Here is a 24,909-nt window from a genome sequence, read left to right on the forward strand (position 1 = left end):
GAGACCGCCCATAGTTTTGTACAAATCGTCTTCTTCACCTGGTAATTCTTGATCGATGTGAAAGAATTCTTTAAATTCATCTACGTTGAGAAGGCCATCTACGAGCCATGCTCCATCGCGTTCGATGATCTTGTTTTCTTCTTCCTTGATTTCTTCCTCACCAGAAGGCATCAGACCTACAATTTCCTCCATGATGTCATGCAAGGTGACAAGGCCAGTAAAACCACCATATTCGTCGAGGATAATTGCTTCGTGAACGCCTTCTGTACGTAGAACGTTCAATAATTTCATGAGTGAAATGGATTCAGGAACGAGAACAGGTTCTTTCAAACAAGCTTTGATGATATCGTGAATGGAACTTTCACTAGGACGTTGCATAATTTGAACTAATACATCGGATACGGTAACGAGACCCTTTAATTCATCTAAGGAATCGGTACCTACAGGAATGCGGTAATGGTTGGCATTCTTGAGAACCTCCATGATTTCGTCTTCCGTGCCGTTAAGATCAATCCATTTGAGCTGTGTACGAGGTGTCATTATATCACCTGCGTTCATATCTGCAAGATGGAAGATATTTTCTACGAGGATAGGTTCTTCCTCTTCGTAAGCACCCATGGCAACGCCTTCGGTGAGCATCTTGTTGATTTCAGACTCTGTAACAGGTGCTTCTTCTTTTACAGTAACGCCTAGCATTTTTAAGAGGAATTCTGTGGAAACGCCGAGGAAGCTAACGATTGGTTTTAACGCCACAGATAGCCAGTAAATTGGTTTTGCTACTACAACGGCAATGCTTTCAGGGCTATTTAAGGCCAAGCGTTTAGGCACGAGTTCGCCGATAACGAGGGATAAATAGGTGATGATGGAAACGATAATGAAGGAGCTCACAGAGGCTGCGTATGGTTCGATGCTTGGAATATTTGATACTAAAATTTCTTCTAATGGACTAGAGAAGGTGGCACCAGAATACAAACCAGTTAAAATACCTACGAGGGTGATGCCGATTTGAATGGTAGAGAACATTTCATTTGGGTTCTCTGATAATTCAAAGGCTGTTTTCGCGCGTTCATTGCCTGATTCTGCTAACTCTTCAAGTTTACGTTTTTTCGCATTTACAATGGCTAACTCCGTCATGGAGAATAAACCATTTGCAATGATTAACACGATGATAATGATAAAATCTAAGGTCAGATCACTGTCCATGTAAGTAGATACTCCTTTTTAATGACATATAATTCTGCACATGAGAATAATAGAAATATTACTCCTAGTATACCATATCGACATTAATAAGTGTTTCATATAACAAAAGCACCCGATGTGGATGCTTTTGTTATATACTATAGGTGTTACTGGACTAGTAAATAGTACCCTAATAAGGGTATAGTATGTATAGAAATTAAGATTAATATCAGTATTAGGTCATATAATTTAGGCTTCATAATAGGATTATATAGATGGCAACAGAGCAAGAGTGGGAAAGTGTATTACAAATTAAAACCTCTGGTCGCGATGATAGTCGTTCCGATACGGAGCATCATCCGTACGAGCCGACGGATTATTGCGTGCTGGAGCGTTTAGCAAATAGTGGTCATATTCGCAAGAAAAATACGCTCATCGATTATGGTAGTGGCAAGGGCCGAGTGAGTATTTTCATGGCTTACCAAACGGGCTGCCATTCTATAGGCATCGAATACGATGAACGGCTCTATGAAAAGGCTTTAATTAATGGTGAAAGCCCGGCAACTCGTAATCGTGTAAGCTTTGTACTAGGTGATGCAGCGCTGTATGAATTGCCAGATCAGGCTGATCGATGCTTTTTCTTTAATCCCTTTGCACTCCATACGATTAAGCGGGTATTAGGAAATATTTTTGATTCGCTATATCATAATCCTCGGGAGATTAAGTTATTTTTCTACTATGTTAATGAAGAGGTGGAGAACTTTTTAAATAACCATGTGCGCTTGGAACAAGAGGAACCTATTGATTGTAGTGACCTCTTTGAAGGAAGCGATACAAAGGAACGAATTCTCGTCTATTCAGTTAACTTGTTTTAGTGCAGTAATTTAAGACTTTTATAATAAAATAATTTAAGACCTTTAAAGACATTTATGTAACAATTAGATATATTTTGATGTAATAGTTAAAAATCCGATGGATGCAATACATATTAGATTGATGCAATACATATTATATTGATGTAACAAATAAATATCAGACTTTAATATAGTAAGTTTATATATGAATATGATGTATATAAATTTGATTAAATAACCTCGATTTGAATAGTGTTTTAGTAGTATGAAATGCATACTATTAGGGACGTATTTAAATTGAGGTTTTATTCTATTTTTAAGGAACTTTTACACATATTATTAAGGAAAAAGCAGATAAATTCTGCTATAATAATATATTAGAGATTATTAAATCAATTCATTTTTATGATTCTATACATTGATTCGTATACGCTAATGTAGCGGGTAGGACTGAGTGTATTGAATATAGGAGGTGCATATGGAACTCATCGATACAATGTTGATTAAACGCATTCGTAAGGCGTTAATTAAACGATATGACCGAGATCAACAGATTCAACAAATGATTGAAGAAATTGGTGCAGAGGAAGGCCTTAATGAAACCGAATTATCTATCGTTTACCAAGCGTATTTAGAGGTAAAAGAACGGGTGTACTATACATCTTCTCTCGTTGATTTGTGGAATCAAATTGAAGATGTTCAAAAACGTATGGCCTTATTGCATTCTTACGAATCTTTAGAAGAAGATTTATTTGGTGATGTGTTAGGCGACGATAAGGAAGATATCGTTATTTCTAATACATCTGAACTTGGCAAGGGCGCTAGTTATAATGATGATGCATATGCTATGGAACAGGTACAATTATCTGATTTTCCTGTGCATCATGATTCTACGGTGGGCATGAATCATATTAAATTGAATGAATTAAAATCTATAGGTGGTCTCTTTACTGGTTTTGGTGAAAGCTCTGGTAAGGAAATGGCGGATTTTGAAGATACTGCGATTGAGCACCTTGATGTAAAACCATTAGAAGGCGTTGAAAGTTTAGCAATTCATCATTTAGATGAAGATGAAGCGATAGATGTAGATGGTCTTGAAGAACTTTCAAAAGATAAGAAATTAGAGGCAGCTAACGTGGATGATGAGGATATGTCCTCTATCGATCCATACACGGCGGTGAATGCTTTATTATTTGGTAAAGCCGGTTTAGAGTCCGATAAAACAAATAAGAAGATGGAGAAGCTTCTTAAAAAGAAATTGAAACGCGTTGACGATGAATGGGCGCGTATTAACGGTTCTGAAGATAAGAAATCTAAGGACGATAAAAAATCCAAGGAAGATAAAACATCTAAAGAGGATAAGAAATCCAAAGAAGACAAAAAGTCCAAGGACGACAAAAAATCTAAGAAAGATAAAAAGTATAAAGAAGATAAAAAAGAGAAAAAACACAAGAAGTCTAAGGAAGAAAAACGCTCTAAAGACGAAGAAAAGTTAAAGAAAAAGAAAGACAAGGCTGAAAAGAAGCTTAAAGTTTTAAATGATAAGTTAAAAACAGTCTTTTTAGCTGATACTTTCAAGAAAAAAGATAAGAAGAAAGACAAGAAAAAGGATAAAAAATCCAAAAAGGATGAATCCGCAAAAAAGCAGAATCGATAGTTTCCGTATGGAATAGTAAGGCCTCTGAAAAGATGGTCAAGGAGAGTGCTAGTGCAAAGAAATCAGCAGGTGCTGAGACTATCGACCGTGGATGCGGTAAATGCAAACGATGTAAAGGTCCTAAATGTAAGAAATATCCGAAATAATTGATAGTTATGTAATTAGTAGAATATTACGTAGAATATATGTAGTATATTACGTAGCATATATGTAGCATATATATGTAGTTTATAAATTTTATTACTCATTTAGGCAGTATAGTTATGTAGTTTTGTTACATTTGTAACAATATAGTTGGATTAGTGAATTAACAATTTGGTTATAAGATTCAACAGTTAGGGGTTAATGATGAACCGATGGCAGCGATTATTTGAAGGCATACGAACAGAGATTAAGGTATTTATCTTTTTCTCTGTTCTGTTGACTGCATTTAGAATCGTGTTTCTTGCAGTATTTCAATCACAACTAGCTTCCGTGACGATGGAGAATATCCTTACATCCTTGTGGCTAGGATTTAGATTGAGTCTCAAGACCGTCGGTTCTTTGTGTTTACTAGGCTTTTTAGGGGGGACGTTGGTACATACCTTTGTGCCAAAATGGCCGTCCTTGCGCGTTAAACAGGTCCTCTACTCCATTGCGACTATATTGTTGACCTTCCTGTTTTTGGGACGCATTCCGTTCTACAAGATATTTAACTCTTCCTACAATGCGATGCTCATCAACGGTAAAAACGATGATATCGGCGCCATTGTAAATACCGCTATCAATGAATATAATGCCCTCATGTACATCATAGGGGCCGTTGTATTGAGCGCAGCGCTTTGCTATTTTCTAGTTCGTTTCCTAGCGTGGGGGGCCAAGAAATATAGTGACTACGCTGTTGATCTAAGGAATTGTGATGATGCGGATAATGTAAGAAATAGTGATTTTGCAGATCATCAACGACTTTGTACTACTTGGTATCCTAAAACGAAGAAAACGCAATGGATGACGGGCATTGGATTAACTGTCGCTATCGGTGTAATAGGTCTATTCTTTAGATTTGGCGGTGCTTTCAGCTATACGAACTCCATCAACTGGGAAAGTGCGGCTCGCCTCAGCTCCAATCTGTTGAATGAAAATATTCTCGACGATGTGCAGGCTCTCTATCGTGTTAAAAGCATTGCTAAACGGACGGCTGAGCTTGAGGTTATTAACTTAACGCCTCAAGAGCTAAACGAAAAAATCACTGCCGTTGGCGGTAAGTTTAATGGCACTAATTTTGACGGTTCTTTCACCAGAACCATTACAACACAGCGATTAGCGGAGCAACCACAGTCCATAAACCTCGTTCTTGGAGAATCCTATGGCTTGTGGCCGTTCCTCGCTGAATATAACGAGCCTGGTGCGTACCTCGTTGAACAAGGTCGTAAATACGCTGCTAGTCCTCAAGCGATGAGCACGCAGCTAGCCATCGCGCAAGGTACAGGCACGATGCCGGCCATCAATGGTTTGTTGACGGGTATGCCTGACACAGGGTTATATCCTAACTATGAAGGTGAAAGTTTCAAAGAGCCTTATGGTTTAGGTATTGGTCCTGTTATGAAAAAGCTAGGCTACAAGACTGTATTCTGGTATGGTGGCTTTAGTACTTGGCAAAACGTTAAGAACTTTGCTTTATCTCAAGGCTTCGATGAATTCCACGATGCTTCAGAAATGCCAAGCGAAGACGGCAACGCTTGGGGTGTAGGCGATAAAGATTTATTTAAAGCTATTTCTGCCTACATGGATCAACATAGAGGGGAAAAAATTCTCAATGTTATCATGACCACTTCTAATCATCCACCGTATAGCATCAATGTGGGTAAGGAAGGCTACGATGTGAATAAGGTAAAAGGGCATTTGCCAGATTCTATCGAAGAAAACGATAAGCAATTGAACGAAATGGGCCATATTTGGTACGCAGACCACGTAATGGGCAATTTTATTGCTCGCGAAGAAACAGCAGATCCGTCTGCACTCTTCGTCATTACAGGTGACCATAGTGAACGCTTTAACTTTGCTCGTGAAGTAGGTCCTAATGTGGCATCTACTATTCCTATTATTTTTTATGGTCGCGGCATTCATAAAGATTGGCTTGCGCCTAATGCGTTCGGCATGAGCATTCAAATTATTCCAACATTGGCAGAACTTGTGGGACACCCTGGTCAAACTTATGAAGCCATGGTGCCCAGCTTGTTTACACAAGAGAAATTCGTTTTTAATCATAGACTATATCTTGATAAAAGTGGCAAAGTGTTAGAACAAAGTGCGAGCATGCCTCAATCCTATGGGGATATGATTAAAAACATGCGTGAACTTGCGGCGTGGCGTATTAAACATGGGGATAGTATTCAATAAGGAACTTAAATAATTTAGGAATTAGATTGTATTATAAAATGTAATTATAACTTTAAGTATAATGGGGAGAAAAATGAATATCGTTGTAATATCAGATAAAAATAATGTAGTACGTAGACAAAATGTTATAAATGAATTTAATAAAAAAAATATAGCATTTAGATTTTTTGATGCCATTATGGCTAATAAGATGTCTAAAGAGGAATTAGATGCAAAATCTATAAAAGATACTTTTTTATCACCCAGTGAAATTGGCTGCGCATTAAGTCATTGTGGTGTATATGATGTATTTCTTAAATCTGATGAAAAAAGTATTATGATTTGTGAAGATGATATTTATTTTACAAAGTATTTTAATTATGATTCATTATTAAAAATAAAAGAATTTTTAGAAGAAACAAATGAACCTCGTTTAGTAGTTTTACAAAAGAGTATCTATCATCATAAACGTATAGGAAGTGTGAGAGAAAATATAAATTTATATTCAACACGAAATGCATTTTGTACTCATGGATATATGATTAATAGAACAGCAGCTGAAAATATTAAAAAATTACAAACCCCTGTAAAATTTGAAATAGATGCATTTAAATTTTATTATTGGTTAAATGCATGTAAATTATATTGTCTTGATAAAGATTTAATATTACAACTTAGTGAGGATTTAGCTCCGTCATCTGTAGAAAAAATATGGAAATCAGATCGAAAATCTAAAAAAGATAAAGCATATAAAGAGCTATATAATCAGCTACCTTTAAAAGGTAAACTTATTAGCCAATTTAGAAGATTAAATAAAGCTATATATAAACCTTTTGAATCATTAGATTATTAATTTTTTATTTTAAATTATATAGCTTATTTAGCTAAGATATTATTTTTAAAATAGGAATGTAAAATAATGCCATCTTTATCTGTAATCATTTTAGCCAGAAATGAAGAAAAACATATTGTAGATTGTATTAAAAGTATTCAATTTGCTGATGAAATATTAATTATTGATGATGGAAGTACAGATCAAACGGTACCTCTTGCTACTAACTTGGGGGCTAAAGTTATACCACATCCTCTGAATGGAGATTGGTCACAACAACGGAGATTTGGTATATCTCAAGCACATTGTGAATGGATTCTATTTATAGACTCGGATGAGCGTGTATCTCCTCAATTAGCAAAATCAATCCAAGAATCTATTAAAGGAGAGCCAAAGGCCTATTGGCTACGAAGATATAATTTATTCTATCACAATCCAGCTACTCATGGCGTAGTAAGACCTGATAAGGTTTTGAGATTAATGCCTCGTGAAGGGGCTACAGTGGAGGGGGCAGTCCATGAGACTTTTATTAGTCCTTATCCACAAGTTACATTAGAAGGTAAATTGTATCATTACACTTATGATAACTGGCATCAGTTCTTTGAAAAGTTCAATAAATACACTACAGCAGCGGCCAATAAGTACAAGGAACAAGGGAAATCTTGTAGTTTTTTAGGGGATATTATATTGCGTCCAACATGGGCATTTTTTAAGATATATATTTTGCAAGGTGGCATATTAGATGGAAAAATAGGTTTTCTATTATCTATCTACCATATGATGTACACCATGACGAAATATGTAAAATTATATTATTTAAACAAATCTAATGGGCAATTATAATCAGTAATTTAGTATAGTAGATTGCTATGGGGAATTATTGTTCTTGAAGTAGATATGGAAGTATGAATGAGTGAACAGTTTTTTCTATCCCTACAACAAAATATAAAACTAATGCTTTGGGCTCCTATATTAAGCACCATCTTTCGAATCATATTCATGATTGTGTATAATCCTTACCCTACATGGAAGGGACGCTGGAAATCTGTAGTGGGTTCATTGCGTTATGGCTTTTGGTGGGGGATGGATTTTGATGCTTATGTATTCTTACTACCCTTAGTATTGGTGACACTCCCTGCATTATTATTTGATGGGTATCACCAAATAGAAGATGCTGTACGGTTAGTGGGATTAACTATTTATTCCTGTATACTTTACGCAGCTTTTGCAGGAAAAATGATTTTTTATAAGCATTTCCATGATACGTATAACTATATGGTTCATTATGGAAATCATGCAGAGAAACATAATTTGATTGATGTATTTTTTAATCAAGATCGAGGAATTCTCGTCATTTTAGGATTGATTCCTATGATATTTATATCCTGGTATATGGGAGATTTCTTCTTATCCTTGCCATCTATACCCTATCCAACTATGGAAGAAACTTGGTCTATTGTAGCTTGGAATATAGGGCTTGTGGCTGCCTCCGTTTTGGGGTTTTATTGGTTCCGCTATGGTGGAACCTTATCTCATGATGATAAACCAGAATGGGATACGATTCCTACAGTAGTAAAAGAGGATATATTCTTTGCTCGTGCTACAGTACCAGATCTATGTGCCTTAGAAACTGTGCTAAAACATCCACTTCGTGATGAATATACGGCATCTGCTGAGGACATTGATGACGCGATTCACCGTATTGTTCCTAAGGATTATAAAGATTCTTGGCAGGATTTGAATACACCGCTTCATGCATTCAAGCGCGTTGCATCAGGCCCTCGTATTGATAGACCACAACATATTTTCTTTATTGTTGGTGAAAGTATCCCTCAGTGGTCTCTTGATGAACCTTATAAGGATCTCAATATATGCTCTGGTTTATGGGATTTTAAAGATAATCCTCATACGGTGCAAGTACCTAATTTTTTACCTGCCGGTAATGTATCTCGCCCATCTATTGTGAGTATGTTATCTGGTGTCTATGATGCGGGTACGGAAATCAATGAACGGGAAGCCTTCTGGCATGAACCATTGCCGACTTCTTTGGCATCTCAAATGAAGCGATTAGGCTATGATACGATTTATTGGTATGGTGGTAATGCTTCGTACGGTAATTTTAATCACTTCGGTAATGCCCAAGGATTTGACCGTGTGGAAAGTGCTTCTGTTTTCTGTGGCCCTGATGCACCTAAAACTTGGGTAGGCGTCTATGATCATGTATTTTTAGAACATATAGAACAAGAAATCAAATCTTTAGAACATCCTACATTCCATTTTATTTATACTACATCCAATCATGGTCCTTATAAAATGGAAGATTCCCTATTAGATTATGATCCTGAGAAGGTTATGCCAAATCTTGGAGATGATTTAAAATCTAACAAGAAACGCAATAAGGAATTGGCTACCTATCGCTATAGTGATAAGGCGATATTTAACTTTGTAAATGCTATGAAAGAGGCTTTTCCTGATAGTTTATTTGTTGTCACTGGTGACCATTCTAATCTATTTGGCTCTTTGAATAATACATCCTTAATTCAACGAGATTATACCTTGCGCGATACATTCTGTACTGTAGGATTGTTGCAACATCCTGCTTTCACCAAGGATACGATTACGGCGCCAATTGGCACGCATATGAGCCTCATGCCTACCATTATTGAAGCCATTGCACCAAAGGGTTTCGAATATTATTCCATCGTACCGTCCTTGTTTGATGAACAGCCAGATACATTAGTTACACCATATCAATGGATTACGCCTCATATGATGGGCGATGTTCGTATGGATTATGGTGAAAGCAACATACCATCCTATAAACCGGTTGAGCCAATTCGCCCTATTGATAATCATGGGGACGATGCGCGAGACTGGACATTATTAACTATGTGGTATATTAATTATTATGAAAATAAAGTTAAATACCAATAAGTATTGTTTATAATATTTTTATTCAGTAATAAGCAATTATGTTTTAATCAATATTTCTATACGATGACTAAATACGTAAAGTTTTACTATTTACTAAAATCCAAGGGCAAATTGTAATAGAGGGAGCATTATGTTAGGCAATTTTGGAAAACATTGGCATATAGGCCGTACTATATATGGCAAGCGCACATGGCGTGAAACGAGACGAACCTTCTTACATACAATGCGCTCTTGTCTTCATGACTCAACGGTTACGGAATTTGAAAACTTCTTTAAATCTTATACTCCAGATCCAAAGCTGTTGGAAAAACATCCTAGTCTCTATGAATTGATGAGTCGTATGTTTTTGATTAAAAACTCTACGCCACAATGGCGTTTGGAAGCTCTTCGTCAGCATTTCACCATATTACAAGAGGTGTTTACGGATAAAGCGATTCAGCTCATGTATGTAGACGAAGCGGAGTTTGATTATTTCGATAAAAAACGGGGTATTACCTTTTGGAGTTCCGATGAGCTCAATATGTCTGCTCATCTATATTACGAGCCGGGACAACGTAAGGAAGGTTTCTTGACAGTTATGCTCTTGCTCGAAGATAAGGGCGTATACCATGCAAATATTCGCTTTGCTAAAGGCCCTAATGGAGAGAGAACTCTTGTTATCGGTACTATTCAAGGTTATAAAGATGGTCTTGATCGAGCTAAGAAGATTACGAAAAAGATGTATGGTTACCGTCCGAAGAACTTTATTACCTTCTTGATTCGTGAAATCGCTCGTGCTGCGCGAGTAGAATCCATACTTGCCGTATCTGATGAAGGCTTTTATGCAAATTCACATATGGTGCGTGGTAATAAATCAAAGGTGGCCGTATTAGATACCTTGTGGGAGGATATTGGGGGTACAGTATTGGAATCCGATCCAAATTACTTTACTATTCCTCTTGAAGAAGAACGCAAACCTATGGAAGAGATTAAATCACAAAAACGTAGCCAATATCGTAATCGCTATGCTCTTTTAGATGAGTATGAAACTATAATTCAAGAAAACATAAAACCGTACGTAAAGGCCTAGAGGTGTGCTATGCGCGTAGCAATTTTAGAAAGTATTGTCATGCCTGCTGGTCATGAGGTGGAGTTTGATCGCATCCTCATCAATGAACTGAAGCGTCAAGGTCATGAACCAGTATTATTTGTGCCGGAGAACTTTCCTTTCAAAGTAGACTATGGAGTAGATATAGTGTACATAGGAGGGGGAGAAGTAGTGACCTATGCGGGGGCATCTAAATGGAAGAAGCTATTTTTATCCATTTTGCGAGAACGCCGTCGTCGCAGTTGGTTCACATCAGCAGCAGAAAAAATTAAAGAACATAATATAGATGCTTTAATCATTCCCACAGGGACATACCGTTATATTAAAGCTTTGTTAGACACGCCATTAAAGGACAGTAAGGCAGCAGTACATGTTATCTTCCATGGTATTGGGAAGGGCGAAATGGATCGCTTTATTAAGCAAGCTCATCGTGCTAATGCATATAAAAACGTGTACCTCGATGTTATCTCTTTGCGCGATGATATGTTGCGCTCTGATTTACCAAGAGTTCGTAAAATCTTGCCTCCTGTATTCTTGCCATCGAGTGAATTGAGTGGAGAACAAAAGAATAGTGATACACAAGGTAATGTTAATATACAAGACCAAAAAGTTCCGAATTCTACAACTTGTATAGGTACTAATTTGGAAACCTCTATATCAGCAAATAAACCGATAAAATTAGGTTTCTTTGGTCAATTTAGAAAAGAGAAAAACATTGAGCGCTTTATAGATGCCTTTGTATCGCTGAATTATGATGATTCGGTACAACTCGTCGTTCAAGGGGCAACGGTAAAACCTGAAGATGGGGCTTTATTTGAGTCTATCATCAAGAAATATAGCCAGTATAATAATATTAAGTTCATCCATGCCAGTCTGATTGGAAAAGACTGGGATACAGCCTTATTGAGTGTAGATGCTTTATTATTGCCGTATGGAGCAGAGCGATATCGCTATCACTGGGCGGCTATGTTGTTCACTGCTATTGGCTTTCACAAGCCTGTTCTTATATCTCCAGAGATCAATCCAGAGGTATTAGAACAGTATTCTATTGGGGAATTTTTAAATTTAGATGATGCACATTCCATCAGACAGGGGATTCAAGAGTTTGTAGAGAATTTACAGCATCATAAAGAGCAATATAATCAGGGGTTAATAGATGCAAATGAGGACTACAGTCACCGTGCATTAATTAAATCCATCATACATGTATAAGGGGTATTATGTAAGGTTTGTAGTTTATATGTTGTAAGGGAGAATTAATATGGGGGTATTATCAAGTGTAAGATTAGAATCATGGATTGCCATTATGATTACGTTGATGGCATGCTTTACAAGGCTATCCATGGCAGCTGGTCAAGTATTTTATGTTATTGCTATTTTGTTAAGTATTTTCTATATTTGGAAACATAGGCATGATCTATATGTTCCGTCCTATGTCAAAAAATATAGTAAAACATTTGCTCTAATGTTGTTATTGTTATTGCCTTCCGCAGTATTAACAAACAATATAGCTGTAGGATTACCTGAATTTATCAATGTTTGGTTGTGGAGGATTCCTGTATTTTTCGTTATCGCCCTGTGTATTCGTGATAAGAAAACATTATTTACGATGCTTGCCGTGTTTTTTGTGGATTTTGGTATCGATAATTTAGTAGCCTTTTATCAACATGTTTCAGGAATGACCGATAGAGGATGGGGATTTGGTAGTAGCGTGTTGACCATAGCAGGCCTCATGGTTATGCTAGGGCCTATTTTTTGCGTTATTTTATTAGATTCGGCCTTTCCTAACTATGTGAAAGCATCCGCTTTATGGGCATTAGGTTGTGTTGGCTTTGGTATGTATGGCAATCAAAGTAGAGGTTCCTGGCTTTTTAGTATGATTATGGTGCCTATCGTATCCTTACCATATATACTAAAACGATTCATTTATGTAGTCGTTGTTCTTGCTGCATTAGGTGGAGTTGTATGGGGATTTAGTACACAACCACAATATGTAGCTAGGTTTGAGTCCATTACGAATACGACTACAGATGGTTCTAACCTAGGCCGCTTTGATGTATGGACATCGTCTATTAATATGTTTAAAGACCATCCTGTGACAGGTGTAGGTATAGGTCAATGGCGTACTATATATGAAGCATCCTATCGATTACCAACGGAAAATCAACATTTATATCATGCACACAATAATTTTATTCAACTTCTTGGTGAGGTAGGCCTTTTAGGTTTATTAGGGGTTCTCATCTTTTATGGATCTATTGTTGTTGATAATTTTGTGGTTTGGTTTAAGAAACGAGATCCTTATAGTCTCTGTGCTATGATTGCTGTTATTTGTTATGTATTTGTATTTGGCCAAGTGGAGTATACTTTAGATAATTCATCAGGAATGCGCATTATGTATTTTATGTTAGCTACGATGCTTCAATTGCGGGATAATTGAGAATCGTATATCTGTATTGGAAAGTATTTAACTACCATTTAATAGACAATTAAGTAGGATTCAAATAGACTTAAAGAATAAATAACTACATAAAAGATAGGTGAAATCTATGTTTTTTTATAGTTTTACATATTTAAATATGATACAATATATGTAAATATTGGTACATTGTATTCGTATGATAGAGAGGTTGTTTTCTTAATATTTTGAGATTGAGAAAACAACCTTTTCTTATAATTTGGGGTATTAGTATGAATAGTTCCATCTGTAATAACAATAATAAAAAGTTATTTATTAGTAAGCTCATAGTGCTTATAGCAGATTATATAGCTATTGTTTTGGGAACATTAGCAGCCTATTATTTGCGTTTAAACTTATCAATTTTACCGGTAAGTTCAAATTTTAAGGTAGAAGAAATTTACGTATATGGTATTGTGCCTATTGTATTTTTAACTATATTGTTGCTTAATAATGCTTATTCTGTGGTAACACCTTATTGGGATACGATGAAAAATTTATTTCGTAGCATTACCATAGGGGTTGTCGTATCGATTGTTCTAATGTACACGGGCCATGTAATTAATGATGTGTCTCGTTTATTTGTTGCCTTTGCTTATATATGTATGCTCGTATTTATCTTTAGTGAGCGTTTTATTGTAGGAAAAATACTTTCAAAAACAGGATATTTAACAATTCCAATCCTTCTCGTTGGGGCGGGGAAGACTGCAGAACTTGTAAAGAGGGCTTTAGATCGCATGCCAATTACTACCTATAAGATTATTGGTTATGTAGATGATAATCCTAAATCATCATCCATCGCTAAAGAATACCCATGCCTTGGGGCCTTTAAAGATGTAGAAAGCGTTATTAAAGATACAGGAGTTCAAACAGTGCTTATTTGTGCTCCCGGACTCGAGTCTAAAAAATTAGTATCCTTAATTAATCGATTACAAGTATTAGTAAAACGAGTAGCATTTGTACCTGAATTATTTGGTTTACCTACTAGTAATATCAGTGCTCGTGGCATGATGGAAGAACAAGCCGTCATATTGCGTGTACAAAATAACCTAGCGCGCAAGTCTAATCGTATTTTTAAACGTATTTTTGATATCGTAGCTACTGTATGTGGTGGCATTTTGATTTTACCAATTCTCGCTATCATTGCTATATTGATTTACTTGGACTCTCCAGGACCTATCGTATTTGGACATAAACGTGTTGGTCAAGGTGGGAAATCATTTTCTTGCTATAAATTCCGATCCATGGTGCCAAATGCACAAGAGGCTTTGGAGCAATATCTAAAAGATAATCCAGCTGCTCGTGAAGAATGGGAACGAGATTTTAAATTAAAGGATGATCCTCGGGTTACAAGAATCGGAAAATTCCTTCGAAAAACAAGTCTTGATGAATTGCCACAGTTATGGAATGTTCTCGTTGGAGATATGAGCCTCGTAGGGCCAAGACCTATTGTTCGAGATGAAATTGTAAAATACGGCGATTATATTAATGACTTTTACCTTGTACCACCAGGAATTACTGGTGTTTGGCAGGTAAGTGGTCGTAGTGATACCACCTATGAAGAACGAGTTCTCATGGATTCTTGGTATGTGCATAATTGGTCTGTATGGATTGATATAGTGTACTTATTAAAAACAGTATTGGCTGTGGTGAAGTCTAAAGGTGCTTATTAATTAAGCTTTTACCATAACCATGTACCTCATAGGAAGTCATATGAATACATATCTTATTTATATTGCGCATGGCATCGGTGATTTTGTTATTGCCATGCCGCTCATTCAGAGTATTAAATCGCAAGATCCAACAGCTGTTATTGATATATTCACATGCAGCGAAAAGAGACGCATTAATTTGAATAAAACGATGGTGGAATTACAAGGGGATATTCGTCATTGTTACTACTATACCAAGAATGAACCATTTCATTCCTTAATGTTTTTGTTGAAAGCCGGTTATCATAGTTATGATTATGGTATTGTGCTCGAGCATTTAAATTCTAAATACATGTCGTCATGGCCAAGCAAAATTATTAATTTTTGTTGTAAAACCACGATAGGTGCTCATAATCCCTATAATGGGGCTACTTATGATAAAGAGATTATTCGTCCTGATAGTTACTATATATATAATTTGGAAAATGATATTCTTGAACAATTAGGCTTTGAACGAATAGTTATGCACCGTGAATCTTATTCTCTTGATAAGAATCCTGCGTTAAAACCAATCATAATCAACCATCCATCTATCGTATTTTGTATAGGCTCAGGTCATGTAGCGAATGAAAAATTATATGATCCTTATGCATTAAGTCTTAAGTCATGGCCAACTAAGAATTGGGTTGAACTCGGGAATAAACTTGTTCAACGAGGTTATGAGGTTATCCTTATTGGTGGTTCAATGGAACAAGGTATGATTGAACCTTATCACGATGAATTAGATTCACGTATTGTTAGTTTTATAGGAAAACATTCTATTAAAGAGAGTTTTCAAGTGGTACGAGAAGCAGATCTTGTTGTCGGTGTAGATACAGGCCTTATTCATGCAGCCGCTATACAAGGAACTGCTACGTTAACACTTTTTGGATGTACAGATCCCATTATTGTTAAGCCATTCGGTCCGTATAGTGAGATTATTCATCATACTGTAGAATGTTCACCGTGTTTAGGCTACGATCAATCCTATACATGTACTAATAATAAATGTATGCAAGGAATTTCAGTAGCGGCTGTATTAGATTCTATATTACATATTTTTGAGAGATAGAGGTAGATTATGAATATTTCCATCAAAAAAAGAGATGTTCTATGGTCTTATGGAAGTATGGCTCTCACGATGGCAGTAAATCTCTTATTATTGCCACTTTATATCTATTTCTTTACACCTGATATGGTGGGACTATGGTATGTATTTATTAGTATAGGATCTATTGCTTTACTATTTGATTTTGGTTTTTCTATTACCTTTGCTCGTAATATCACGTATTGCTGGAGTGGAGCTCAAGAACTAAAAGCAAGGCATGTTGTTTTTTCTGAATCAAAAGAGGTTAATTTTTCCTTATTAAAAGCTGTCCTTAAAGCTTGTCAATCGATTTATGCTATCTTAGGTGGTAGTGCTTTAGTGTTAATGTACAGTTTAGGAATGTATTATATAGGTAGCTTAGTTAGTCCGAGTTCTCGCTGGGAAGCTTATATTGCATGGGCAGCGTATGGGTTTGGAATTTTTTTGAATCTTTATTACAGCTACTATATCTCATTTCTTCGAGGTGTAGGTGCTATTACATTGGCTAATAAAAGTATTGTTTATGCTCGTTTATTGCAAATGGTATTTACGATTATTTTACTTTTATTGGGCTTTGGTATTATTGGGGCGAGTGTAGGTTACCTTATATATGGTCTTGGATTTAAACTCTTTGGACATAGATACTTTTATAAATATGAGCATATTGGTGAGAAATTGAGATCTGCTACAAATCTTGTTGCTACATCTACAGCAGATATATTCCGAACTATTTGGTATAATGCGTGGCGAGATGGGATTGTATCTATATCTAATTATATATCAACTCAAGCAACTATTATTATTTCATCATTCTATTTAAGTTTGGCACAAACTGGTATGTATTCCATTGCTATTCAACTGACTACTGCAGTAGCTGTTGTTGCTAGTACACTATATAATACATACCAACCGGCCTTTCAAAATGCATATATCACTAAGGATCAGCCTCGTTTAAGAGAATTATTTTCTTTTTCGGTGACATTATTTATTGTGATTTACTGGGTTGGTATATTTGGCTTATGGCTTGTTGGTCTGCCACTAATAAATATGATTAAGTCTAATTTTGTTATTTCTGATACAGTTCTTTTGGGCGCAAGTATTATGCAATTTGTTATTTACTATCGGAATTGTTATACATCTTATTTCTCTTGTACTAATCGTATTATCTATGTAAAAAGCTTCATTCTATCTTCTGCAATAGGCCTTGTGCTATCTCTTGTATTTATGGAATTTCTCGATCTTGGTATTTTGGGGTTACTTGGTGGGATAATTTTATCTCAATTGATATATAACAGTTGGTACTGGCTCTACAAGGTGCATAAGGAAATGGAGATGAGTTGGATAGAATCTATTGTGAAAGGTATTGAAAGTGCTCTTAGTAAAGTTAAGAGGTAAATTATGAAAACAGAACCAATACGGGTTTTAGAAGTCATTGGTATCGTAGCTGGTGGCGGAGTAGAATCCGTTGTGATGAATTATTATAAACATATAGATCGCTCAAAGGTACAATTTGACTTTGTTGTACATGATGACAATATCGTAGATATTACAGATATAGTTGAGTCTATGGGTGGTAAAGTTTATAAAGTACCATCGTACTCTAAAAATATATTTGGTTTTATGCAAGGTGTTTATCATATAGTAAAGGAACATAAGTATAACATTGTTCATTGCCATATGACGACATTGGGCGTGTTTTCACTAGGGCCTGCATGGCTAGCAGGTGCTAAGGTTCGCATTTTACATGGTCATAATACAACTGTTAAAAGTGAAACTAAGCGCAATATTATGAAAATGGCTTTACGACCTCTATCTGTATTTGTAGCTAATAGATACTTTGCATGTAGTAAGGTGGCAGCATGTTGGCTATATGGTTCTGATAAAGATTCACAAATCATTAATAATGCAATTGATGTAGAATGTTTTCAATATAAAGAAGAGACGCGTCAAGCATTGCGAAGTGAATTAGGATTGGCGGATAAGTTTGTCATTGGACATATAGGGCGATTTGTATATCAGAAAAATCATGCATATCTAATACGACTTTTCTATCAAGTGGCTCAACAATTGCCATCTGCACATCTTGTGCTTGTTGGAGATGGACCATTGCGAGAAAGTGTATTAGATCAATTGAAATCATTAGACTTATTTGAGCGAGTGACTTATTTAGGCTTACGTAATGATATATATAGATTGTATAGTCTATTTGATGTATTTTATTTTCCGTCTTGGTATGAAGGTTTAGGGGTAGTAGCTATTGAATCTCAAGCAGCAAAACTACCAATATTGATGAGCAATTTTGTACCAGATGAAGCTATTATTGATTCTTCATTAGTAAAACATATAGGCATTACTGATGAAGATATAGACATTTGGATTAATGAAACTAAGCGTATTTATAATGATATAAATCATCTTCATGATGGTGTAAATCCTCGTATTGGTATAAATAATTGTATAAATACTGAGGGCTATAATATTCAATTAGAAGCTAAACGTTTAGAGGAGCTCTATTGTGAATACAGTAAAGGCTAGTACTAAACAATTAAATATTTTAGTAGAAATTATGCATGGTTTAGGCGATACAGTATGTGCTTTAGCATTATTAAAAGGGGTGCGATATTTATATCCTGATGCAAAGCTAACAGTACTTTGTAAGATGAAATCAGGCCGTGATATTATTGAATCTTCATATATTTCCATAGATAAGATTATTGTTCTTGATGTATATAAGAATATATATACATCATTTAAAACAATAATGAATTTAAGAAAACAAAATTTTGATATAGGTATTAGTGCTGGCATTACACCAGTAAAAAAATCACAACTTTTTATGAAATTATGTGGAGTAAAGGAACATATAGGTTTTCAAGCTTCGGGCACTAATAAATATGACTATAATATGCATTTTGTGGAAGCTAATGTAAAGACGTTAGGTTTAGAGTTTAATGATGAATTAAGACCACAGTTATATGTAGATACTGATAGTGATAAATCTATATGTCATTATTTTGATGGTTTAGACCAAGCAAGACCTATTATTGGTTTATGTATTGGTAATGCAGACCCATCTCTTACTAATCGTTGGTTACGGACGGGACGAGTCTTTCCTAAAGCTTGGGGAATTACTCGAATGCGTGAGCTTATAAAGTTATTAGTAAATAAAGACTATCAAGTTGTTTTAATTGGTGGAAATCAAGAGAAGCCTCTATTAGAAGAACTACACGAGTTTTTAGGATTATCAAAAGTTGTAAATTTAGTAGGTAAATGTAGTATTAAGCAGAGTATGGCAGCTATTAAGCGTTGTACCTGTTCTATAGGTATTGATACGGGAATGCAACATATTGCAGGAGCTTTATCTGTACCAACTATATCTATATTTGGACCTACAAACCCTAAATATATAGGGCCGTTTTCAACATGTAGTTACTTTGTAGAACATGAGGTGAGTTGCAAGTATTGTTATGGAACAGATAGGTATATTCATTGTAAAGATCGTCGTTGTTTGACGGAAATTTCACCTCAGCAAGTAATGGATATAGTAGAGAGGGTATTAGAAAAAATTTTTATAGATATAGAGCTATAGTATTTTATATAGTTTCATAGATGAATATCTAGATAGATTGAGAGGATAATAAATGATACATGAGAGCTTATTTAAATATATTCGATACTTATTTGTAATTTTATTAATATGTCTGCCTTTCAATCGTATTTATCCTGAGTTTAGACCAAGGTTTTTAGCAGGTATAATGAGTAGTGAATTAGCTATATTTCCTTTAATTATTATAGTAAGTATTGTCTTATATAATAGATGGAAATATAAAGTACCTTTTTACAAGGAAAAAGTATTTATATTTTATAGTCTTATTTATATTATATTTTTATTATTCTCTTCAATTGTAGGATTATTGATATATCCTTATTATGATCAGATTCCAATTTTGGCAAATCAACAATTGCCAGAAGTAACTTCTATATTGAATATAGTTCAACGTTTAAAAATTCCAACTGATTTAATATATCAATTTAGTATTATACTTATAGTAAGTAAATTAATATATGCAGCAATTATTCGTTATATTTGGACTTTTGGTATATCCTACGTGATTTTTAATTGTTATTGGAATCGATTAGGAGAATTAAAACAAGATTTGCTAAAGGGGATTAGTATTTTATTAGGTGTTTTAATATCGTTCAGTTGTATTGAAGCCGTTCATTTATCCGGGATTGCATGGGGAACTGATATAGTTAAATCTATAAATCCACATTTTTATTTAATCGGTGAAGATCAGAATGGACAGTGGCCTCCTTTGATTTGGGAATATCAATTTAGATCTGTTACACCGGAGCCATCATTTCTTGCAATGATTTTGGGATTTTTATTACCTTTTATTTGGTATAAAATATATCAAATAAGAGACAATATTAATAGAGGATTATGGATATTTATTTTGTTTATCTCTACTATATTATTGTTTTTGACACAATCTAGAACAGCAACAACAGCTTTAGCTTTAGAATTATTTATTTTAATTATTATTTTATTTATTAATAGTATTAAATCCCAAACTTGGAGATTTAATGGTCAATATATTGTACATATAATAAGTGTCACAATAGTAGCATTGTTCTGTTCGATTCAATTTATTGCTAACTTTATGACGCCACCGGTAGAGAATTTTAGTAAAGTTGTAAATTTTAGTACTTATATGAATAATAATTTTATATCAGTTAGTACAATTAATAAGTTATTTGATAATATCAATTTAACTAATAATATATATCACAATAAAAAAAATTTAGATGAATCTCAAAAAAACTTAGAAAATTCTAGTGGTTTTATTAAAGACTTAGAATTAGATAGTAATAATTCTAAAGAGACTCGTTCTAGTAATATTTCAAGAAAAGAAAATATTAGAATGGAGTTTGAAATCTTTAAAACTCATCCTATGTTAGGTGTTGGAACTGGATTAAGTGGGATGTATAAGACAGATTTAGTTAATCCTGAATCAATGAATAATGAGTTAGAACGTTGGACTTATATGCAAAAAAAAGTAGGAATTATTAAGGCTATATTCCCTGTAGCGAGTCAATATACAACATTATTAGCCGAGCAAGGTATATTAGGATTACTATGGTTTATGGTGCCAGAGCTAGTTTGTTTGTTTATATTAGTTAGGAAAATTTATGCTGATAGTAATTTAGATATGTTCTCTGTAGCTATATTAATAAGTTTATTAGGTTTTACCTTAATTGGATTTACAACATCATTTTATTTAACTTATATGTATTGGATTCTATTGTCTTTTGCTGGAATTGCTGTATTTAAGACAGATAATTAAATTGTATCTAGACTCTCTAATATTAACTAAATTATTTAACTCAGAAAATTTCAGCTATAGATAAACTATATTATGTAAATATATATTTTTATTATAAACGTATTAATTGTAAGGTAAGCATATGAATAAGAATTTGGGGATTGAACTATTTCGTATAGTTTGTATGTTGTTCATAATAGCATTTCATATGTCAGATCATGGTGTTATATCTATTAATAGTTCTATGCCTATTACAGGGAATTGGTTAACACTTGCATTCGCGAGGCTCGGTGGAGCTATAGGGAATTGTGCCTTTGTTATAATTGGTGGTTATCTATTATGTACAAAAGAATTTGATAGTCGTCGTGTTATTAAATTATGGCTACAAACACTTTTTTACTCTATTATATGTGGTCTTATAGCCTTTAAAATAGGAATTATTGATGTAAGTATAAAAAGGGTTATAATGATGCTATTGCCAATTACCTATAATGAATATTGGTTTATATCATCCTATCTGATTTTAATGCTATTAGTACCTTTCTTAAATCCGTTATTACAGAATATATCAAGAAATAAGTATAGAGGATTTATAGGTATTGGTATACTTATATTTAGTCTTATTCCAACAATAACTCGTTATTATTGGATGGATTCAAATAATTTGATACTATTTTTTATAGTACTATATGCAGTTGGGGCTTATATTAGAATCTATTCTATTCCAGGCAATACAAAGTATCTTTTATATGCTGTATTATTAATGAGCTTTGTAGGTATTTCTATGTGGTCTTCAGCATATATAAACCAGACTTTTAATAAAAATATAGATATTTTTACTTTAGTATGGCCAACATATAGATTTCCTGGATTATTAACAGCATTATGCCTATTTCTAGGTTTTAAGGATTTACAATTACCTTATGGTAAGATAATTACATTTTTCTCTACATCTGTATTTAGTGTATATCTTCTCCATATAGGGCGTTTGCAAAATTGGATATTCCTTAGCCTACTAGATGACTCTTATGTTTATACTCAATGGTTTTTCCCTTTATGGTTAATAGCGGTAGTATTATTTGTTTTTATAATCTGTGTGTTTATTGATAAGATACGTATTTACCTTGTAGAACGGCCAATGGATCCATTAGTAAAATCGCTGGCGGGACGGTTAAACACGTGGCTTAAAAGTAAAGAGATTATATAGGATTTATTGTTTAGGGAATTAATATGCTTTTTAGCATTAATATTAGTTCATTATATAATTAGGAGACATTACTTATGGATATTATTACACAAAGATTTGATGATCATTTAGATACTCATACGAAGATGCGTAATTATATTGAAGAGATTCGAGTAGTTGCGGATATATGTAAGAATGCTCTTGATAAAGGACATAAAATTCTTTTCTGTGGTAATGGGGGTTCCGCTGCTGATGCTCAACATTTGGCAGCTGAATTGGTAGGACGGTTTGTAAAAGAACGGGAGTCTTTACCTGCTATTGCTCTTACAACAGATACGTCTATTTTGACAGCTGTAGCTAATGACTATTCTTATGATGATGTCTTTTCTCGTCAAGTAGCTGGTTTGGGACAGGCTGGAGATGTATTAATAGGCATTTCTACATCAGGAAATTCTAAGAACGTGGTTAAGGCCACAGAATTAGCAAGACAGAAAGGTCTAAAAACAGTTGCATTTACTGGTGAAGGTGGCGGCAAACTTGGTGCTCTTTGTGATGCCGTGATAGCTGTTCCGTCTAAGACCACGGCTCGAATTCAAGAAATGCATATAATGGTAGGGCATATTATCTGTGAAATTGTTGAGGAAGATTATGATTAAGAAAACTATTAATAAGTTCTTACATGATAGTCTGCCTAATCTTCGTATAGCTGTCATTGGCGATCTAATGGTAGATCGGTATGTTTTTGGTGACGTAAGTCGTATATCTCCAGAAGCTCCAGTCCCTGTGAATCGAGTAAAACAGATGAAAGAAGTCCTTGGTGGGGCGGCAAATGTTGCTGCGAATCTTGCCAATTTGGATGTTCATGTATATGTCGGTGGAGTAGCGGGACAAGATACCCATGGAAACCTTTTACAAGACTTATTAGATTCTAATGGTATTGATAAAAGTGGTGTAGTGATCTCTAGCGAAAGATCTACTATAACTAAGATGCGAATTTTAGGTGCTCGTCAACAAATGATGCGGCTAGACTTTGAGACAGTTCGAGATGTTGACCAACAGGAAGAGGAGAAACTCATTCGTTGGCTGACTATTCTCTGCCAAAAAGGATTAGATGGAATTGTTATCTCTGATTATGGAAAAGGGGTTTGTACAGACACTCTTTTAAGACAAATTTTCAACTTGGCTAATCAATATATGATACCGACTATTGTTGATCCTAAGGGAGCTCAGTGGAATAAGTATGATGGTGCTACCTTTATTACTCCTAATGTGAAGGAGTTATCTGAACGAGTTGGTTACTCTATTAGAAATGATGATGATAGTATAGTGACTGCAGCTAAAGAGGCTCTAGATACTAATCATATTCAATATATTATTGCTACTAGATCTGAAAAGGGTATCTCTGTTATTGCTAGAGATGGCCGAATTTGGCATAATCCAGCTACTCAACAAGATGTTTTTGATGTATCTGGTGCTGGTGATACAGTTGTGGCTACGATGATTTGCTCTATCGCAGCTAATCTTTCTATGCGGACCGCTCTTCATGTAGCTAATGGAGCAGCTGGTATCGTAGTATCTAAAGTGGGTACTTACCCTATCCATCGACAAGAATTAATTGACTTGTGGATGTCTCTTCAAGAAGGAAAATCTATAGAAAAGTCACTCTATTCTTGGGAAGAAATGAAGACTTTAGTTCGACAATGGCAAGATCAAGGAGATACAGTTGTTTTTACTAATGGATGCTTTGATATTCTTCATAGAGGGCATATTACGTACTTGCAAGAAGCGGCTCAACTAGGTGATCGACTTATTATAGGCCTAAACTCTGATGCTTCCGTAAGGCGCCTTAAAGGGGAAACTCGTCCTTTAGTAGAGGGAGAAGATAGGGCTTATTTATTGAGTGCTTTGGGTTGTGTAGATGGTGTTGTACTTTTTGATGAAGATACTCCATTCCAATTATTAGAAACTATTCGACCTAACATACTTGTTAAGGGTGGAGACTATAAAGTAGATGAAGTAATTGGACGTGAATTTGTAGACTCAGTACAAATTCTATCTTTTAAAGAAGGATACTCAACCACTAATGTGGTAAATAAAATTGCTGATTTAGTAAGATCCAATAAATTATGATAATCCTAGTTAAATATGAGACGTTATGCATGTAAAAGATGTCTTAAATTGCAACATGAAATTGAACCGTATCCAAATCTACAATTCAGTTATTTAATTATTATATAGAAACGCTCATTTACTTAA

Annotated in this window: 19 protein-coding genes and 1 pseudogene; 19 read left to right on the top strand and 1 reads right to left on the bottom strand. The window is 34.8% G+C overall.

Going from position 1 to position 24,909, the window contains the following annotated elements; all coding sequences use genetic code 11:
* Positions 1-1,203, bottom strand: a 1,203-nt coding sequence (locus tag E7B10_RS08780; protein WP_316055585.1) for a hemolysin family protein, incomplete at its 3' end; no start/stop codon positions are given.
* 254 nt (positions 1,204-1,457) lie between these two features.
* Between E7B10_RS08780 and E7B10_RS08785 the strand changes: the two genes are divergently transcribed.
* From E7B10_RS08785 to rfaE1, 19 genes and pseudogenes are all read left to right on the top strand, one after another.
* On the top strand, positions 1,458-2,057 hold the full coding sequence (locus tag E7B10_RS08785) for a class I SAM-dependent methyltransferase (protein ID WP_118091643.1): 600 nt from the start codon (positions 1,458-1,460) through the stop codon (positions 2,055-2,057).
* Between the two features lie 457 nt (positions 2,058-2,514).
* Positions 2,515-3,693, top strand: a complete 1,179-nt coding sequence (locus tag E7B10_RS08790; RefSeq protein ID WP_316055586.1) for a transcriptional regulator — start codon at positions 2,515-2,517, stop codon at positions 3,691-3,693.
* Positions 3,694-4,038: 345 nt separating this feature from the next.
* On the top strand, positions 4,039-6,072 hold the full coding sequence (locus E7B10_RS08795; RefSeq protein WP_316055587.1) for an LTA synthase family protein: 2,034 nt from the start codon (positions 4,039-4,041) through the stop codon (positions 6,070-6,072).
* Between the two features lie 73 nt (positions 6,073-6,145).
* On the top strand, positions 6,146-6,904 hold the full coding sequence (locus E7B10_RS08800; RefSeq protein ID WP_165851644.1) for a glycosyltransferase family 25 protein: 759 nt from the start codon (positions 6,146-6,148) through the stop codon (positions 6,902-6,904).
* Between the two features lie 66 nt (positions 6,905-6,970).
* Positions 6,971-7,726 carry a glycosyltransferase family 2 protein gene (locus E7B10_RS08805; RefSeq protein ID WP_123138261.1) on the top strand — a complete coding sequence of 252 codons (756 nt, stop codon included), beginning with the start codon at positions 6,971-6,973 and terminating at the stop codon, positions 7,724-7,726.
* Between the two features lie 66 nt (positions 7,727-7,792).
* On the top strand, positions 7,793-9,817 hold the full coding sequence (locus tag E7B10_RS08810; RefSeq protein ID WP_123138262.1) for an LTA synthase family protein: 2,025 nt from the start codon (positions 7,793-7,795) through the stop codon (positions 9,815-9,817).
* 36 nt (positions 9,818-9,853) lie between these two features.
* A pseudogene (locus E7B10_RS09590) lies at positions 9,854-9,934 on the top strand (glycosyltransferase family 2 protein); the annotation flags it as partial.
* Positions 9,935-9,947: 13 nt separating this feature from the next.
* A complete protein-coding gene (locus E7B10_RS08815) occupies positions 9,948-10,886 on the top strand; it encodes a DUF535 family protein (RefSeq protein ID WP_123138263.1) in 939 nt (312 codons plus the stop codon).
* A gap of 9 nt (positions 10,887-10,895) precedes the next feature.
* Positions 10,896-12,116 (top strand): glycosyltransferase, encoded by a 1,221-nt coding sequence (locus E7B10_RS08820; protein WP_316055588.1) that lies wholly within the window; start codon positions 10,896-10,898, stop codon positions 12,114-12,116.
* Between the two features lie 49 nt (positions 12,117-12,165).
* The gene (locus E7B10_RS08825) at positions 12,166-13,344 is read left to right on the top strand and encodes an O-antigen ligase family protein (protein WP_315308113.1); all 1,179 of its coding nucleotides are present in this window, start codon (positions 12,166-12,168) and stop codon (positions 13,342-13,344) included.
* 251 nt (positions 13,345-13,595) lie between these two features.
* Positions 13,596-15,035, top strand: coding sequence for an undecaprenyl-phosphate galactose phosphotransferase WbaP (gene wbaP / locus E7B10_RS08830; protein ID WP_316055589.1), 1,440 nt, complete (start codon positions 13,596-13,598; stop codon positions 15,033-15,035).
* A 40-nt stretch (positions 15,036-15,075) separates the two neighbouring features.
* Positions 15,076-16,125: a glycosyltransferase family 9 protein gene (locus tag E7B10_RS08835; protein WP_316055590.1), complete on the top strand. Its 1,050-nt coding sequence runs from the start codon at positions 15,076-15,078 to the stop codon at positions 16,123-16,125.
* A gap of 9 nt (positions 16,126-16,134) precedes the next feature.
* The gene (gene wzx / locus E7B10_RS08840; RefSeq protein WP_316055591.1) at positions 16,135-17,535 is read left to right on the top strand and encodes an O-unit flippase-like protein; all 1,401 of its coding nucleotides are present in this window, start codon (positions 16,135-16,137) and stop codon (positions 17,533-17,535) included.
* Between the two features lie 3 nt (positions 17,536-17,538).
* On the top strand, positions 17,539-18,675 hold the full coding sequence (locus E7B10_RS08845) for a glycosyltransferase (protein WP_316055592.1): 1,137 nt from the start codon (positions 17,539-17,541) through the stop codon (positions 18,673-18,675).
* Positions 18,656-19,729 (top strand): glycosyltransferase family 9 protein, encoded by a 1,074-nt coding sequence (locus tag E7B10_RS08850; RefSeq protein WP_316055593.1) that lies wholly within the window; start codon positions 18,656-18,658, stop codon positions 19,727-19,729. The genes E7B10_RS08845 and E7B10_RS08850 overlap by 20 nt, the downstream gene beginning before the upstream one ends.
* 166 nt (positions 19,730-19,895) lie before the next feature.
* Complete coding sequence (locus E7B10_RS08855; protein ID WP_316055594.1) at positions 19,896-21,488, top strand: O-antigen ligase family protein; 1,593 nt, start codon at positions 19,896-19,898, stop codon at positions 21,486-21,488.
* A 121-nt stretch (positions 21,489-21,609) separates the two neighbouring features.
* Entirely contained in the window at positions 21,610-22,674 is a 1,065-nt protein-coding gene (locus E7B10_RS08860) for an acyltransferase (RefSeq protein WP_316055595.1), read from the top strand.
* A 74-nt stretch (positions 22,675-22,748) separates the two neighbouring features.
* Positions 22,749-23,309 carry a D-sedoheptulose 7-phosphate isomerase gene (gene gmhA / locus E7B10_RS08865; RefSeq protein ID WP_123138272.1) on the top strand — a complete coding sequence of 187 codons (561 nt, stop codon included), beginning with the start codon at positions 22,749-22,751 and terminating at the stop codon, positions 23,307-23,309.
* Positions 23,302-24,783, top strand: a complete 1,482-nt coding sequence (gene rfaE1, locus E7B10_RS08870) for a D-glycero-beta-D-manno-heptose-7-phosphate kinase (RefSeq protein ID WP_316055596.1) — start codon at positions 23,302-23,304, stop codon at positions 24,781-24,783. The genes gmhA and rfaE1 overlap by 8 nt, the downstream gene beginning before the upstream one ends.
* Positions 24,784-24,909: the final 126 nt, after the last annotated feature.

It is taken from the genome of Veillonella sp., from assembly GCF_032470285.1.
Classification (GTDB): Bacteria; Bacillota; Negativicutes; order Veillonellales; family Veillonellaceae; genus Veillonella.

Bases quoted from the DNA above. Each gene is read 5' to 3' on its own strand.
- wbaP (WP_316055589.1), top strand. From the start codon at position 13,596: ATGAATAGTTCCATCTGTAATAACAATAATAAAAAGTTATTTATTAGT.
- E7B10_RS08855 (WP_316055594.1), top strand. From the start codon at position 19,896: ATGAGTAGTGAATTAGCTATATTTCCTTTAATTATTATAGTAAGTATT.
- E7B10_RS08845 (WP_316055592.1), top strand. From the start codon at position 17,539: ATGAAAACAGAACCAATACGGGTTTTAGAAGTCATTGGTATCGTAGCT.
- E7B10_RS08820 (WP_316055588.1), top strand. From the start codon at position 10,896: ATGCGCGTAGCAATTTTAGAAAGTATTGTCATGCCTGCTGGTCATGAG.
- E7B10_RS08825 (WP_315308113.1), top strand. From the start codon at position 12,166: ATGGGGGTATTATCAAGTGTAAGATTAGAATCATGGATTGCCATTATG.
- E7B10_RS08785 (WP_118091643.1), top strand. From the start codon at position 1,458: ATGGCAACAGAGCAAGAGTGGGAAAGTGTATTACAAATTAAAACCTCT.
- E7B10_RS08795 (WP_316055587.1), top strand. From the start codon at position 4,039: ATGATGAACCGATGGCAGCGATTATTTGAAGGCATACGAACAGAGATT.
- E7B10_RS08860 (WP_316055595.1), top strand. From the start codon at position 21,610: ATGAATAAGAATTTGGGGATTGAACTATTTCGTATAGTTTGTATGTTG.
- E7B10_RS08810 (WP_123138262.1), top strand. From the start codon at position 7,793: ATGAGTGAACAGTTTTTTCTATCCCTACAACAAAATATAAAACTAATG.
- E7B10_RS08835 (WP_316055590.1), top strand. From the start codon at position 15,076: ATGAATACATATCTTATTTATATTGCGCATGGCATCGGTGATTTTGTT.
- wzx (WP_316055591.1), top strand. From the start codon at position 16,135: ATGAATATTTCCATCAAAAAAAGAGATGTTCTATGGTCTTATGGAAGT.
- E7B10_RS08815 (WP_123138263.1), top strand. From the start codon at position 9,948: ATGTTAGGCAATTTTGGAAAACATTGGCATATAGGCCGTACTATATAT.
- E7B10_RS08790 (WP_316055586.1), top strand. From the start codon at position 2,515: ATGGAACTCATCGATACAATGTTGATTAAACGCATTCGTAAGGCGTTA.
- E7B10_RS08805 (WP_123138261.1), top strand. From the start codon at position 6,971: ATGCCATCTTTATCTGTAATCATTTTAGCCAGAAATGAAGAAAAACAT.
- rfaE1 (WP_316055596.1), top strand. From the start codon at position 23,302: ATGATTAAGAAAACTATTAATAAGTTCTTACATGATAGTCTGCCTAAT.
- gmhA (WP_123138272.1), top strand. From the start codon at position 22,749: ATGGATATTATTACACAAAGATTTGATGATCATTTAGATACTCATACG.
- E7B10_RS08800 (WP_165851644.1), top strand. From the start codon at position 6,146: ATGAATATCGTTGTAATATCAGATAAAAATAATGTAGTACGTAGACAA.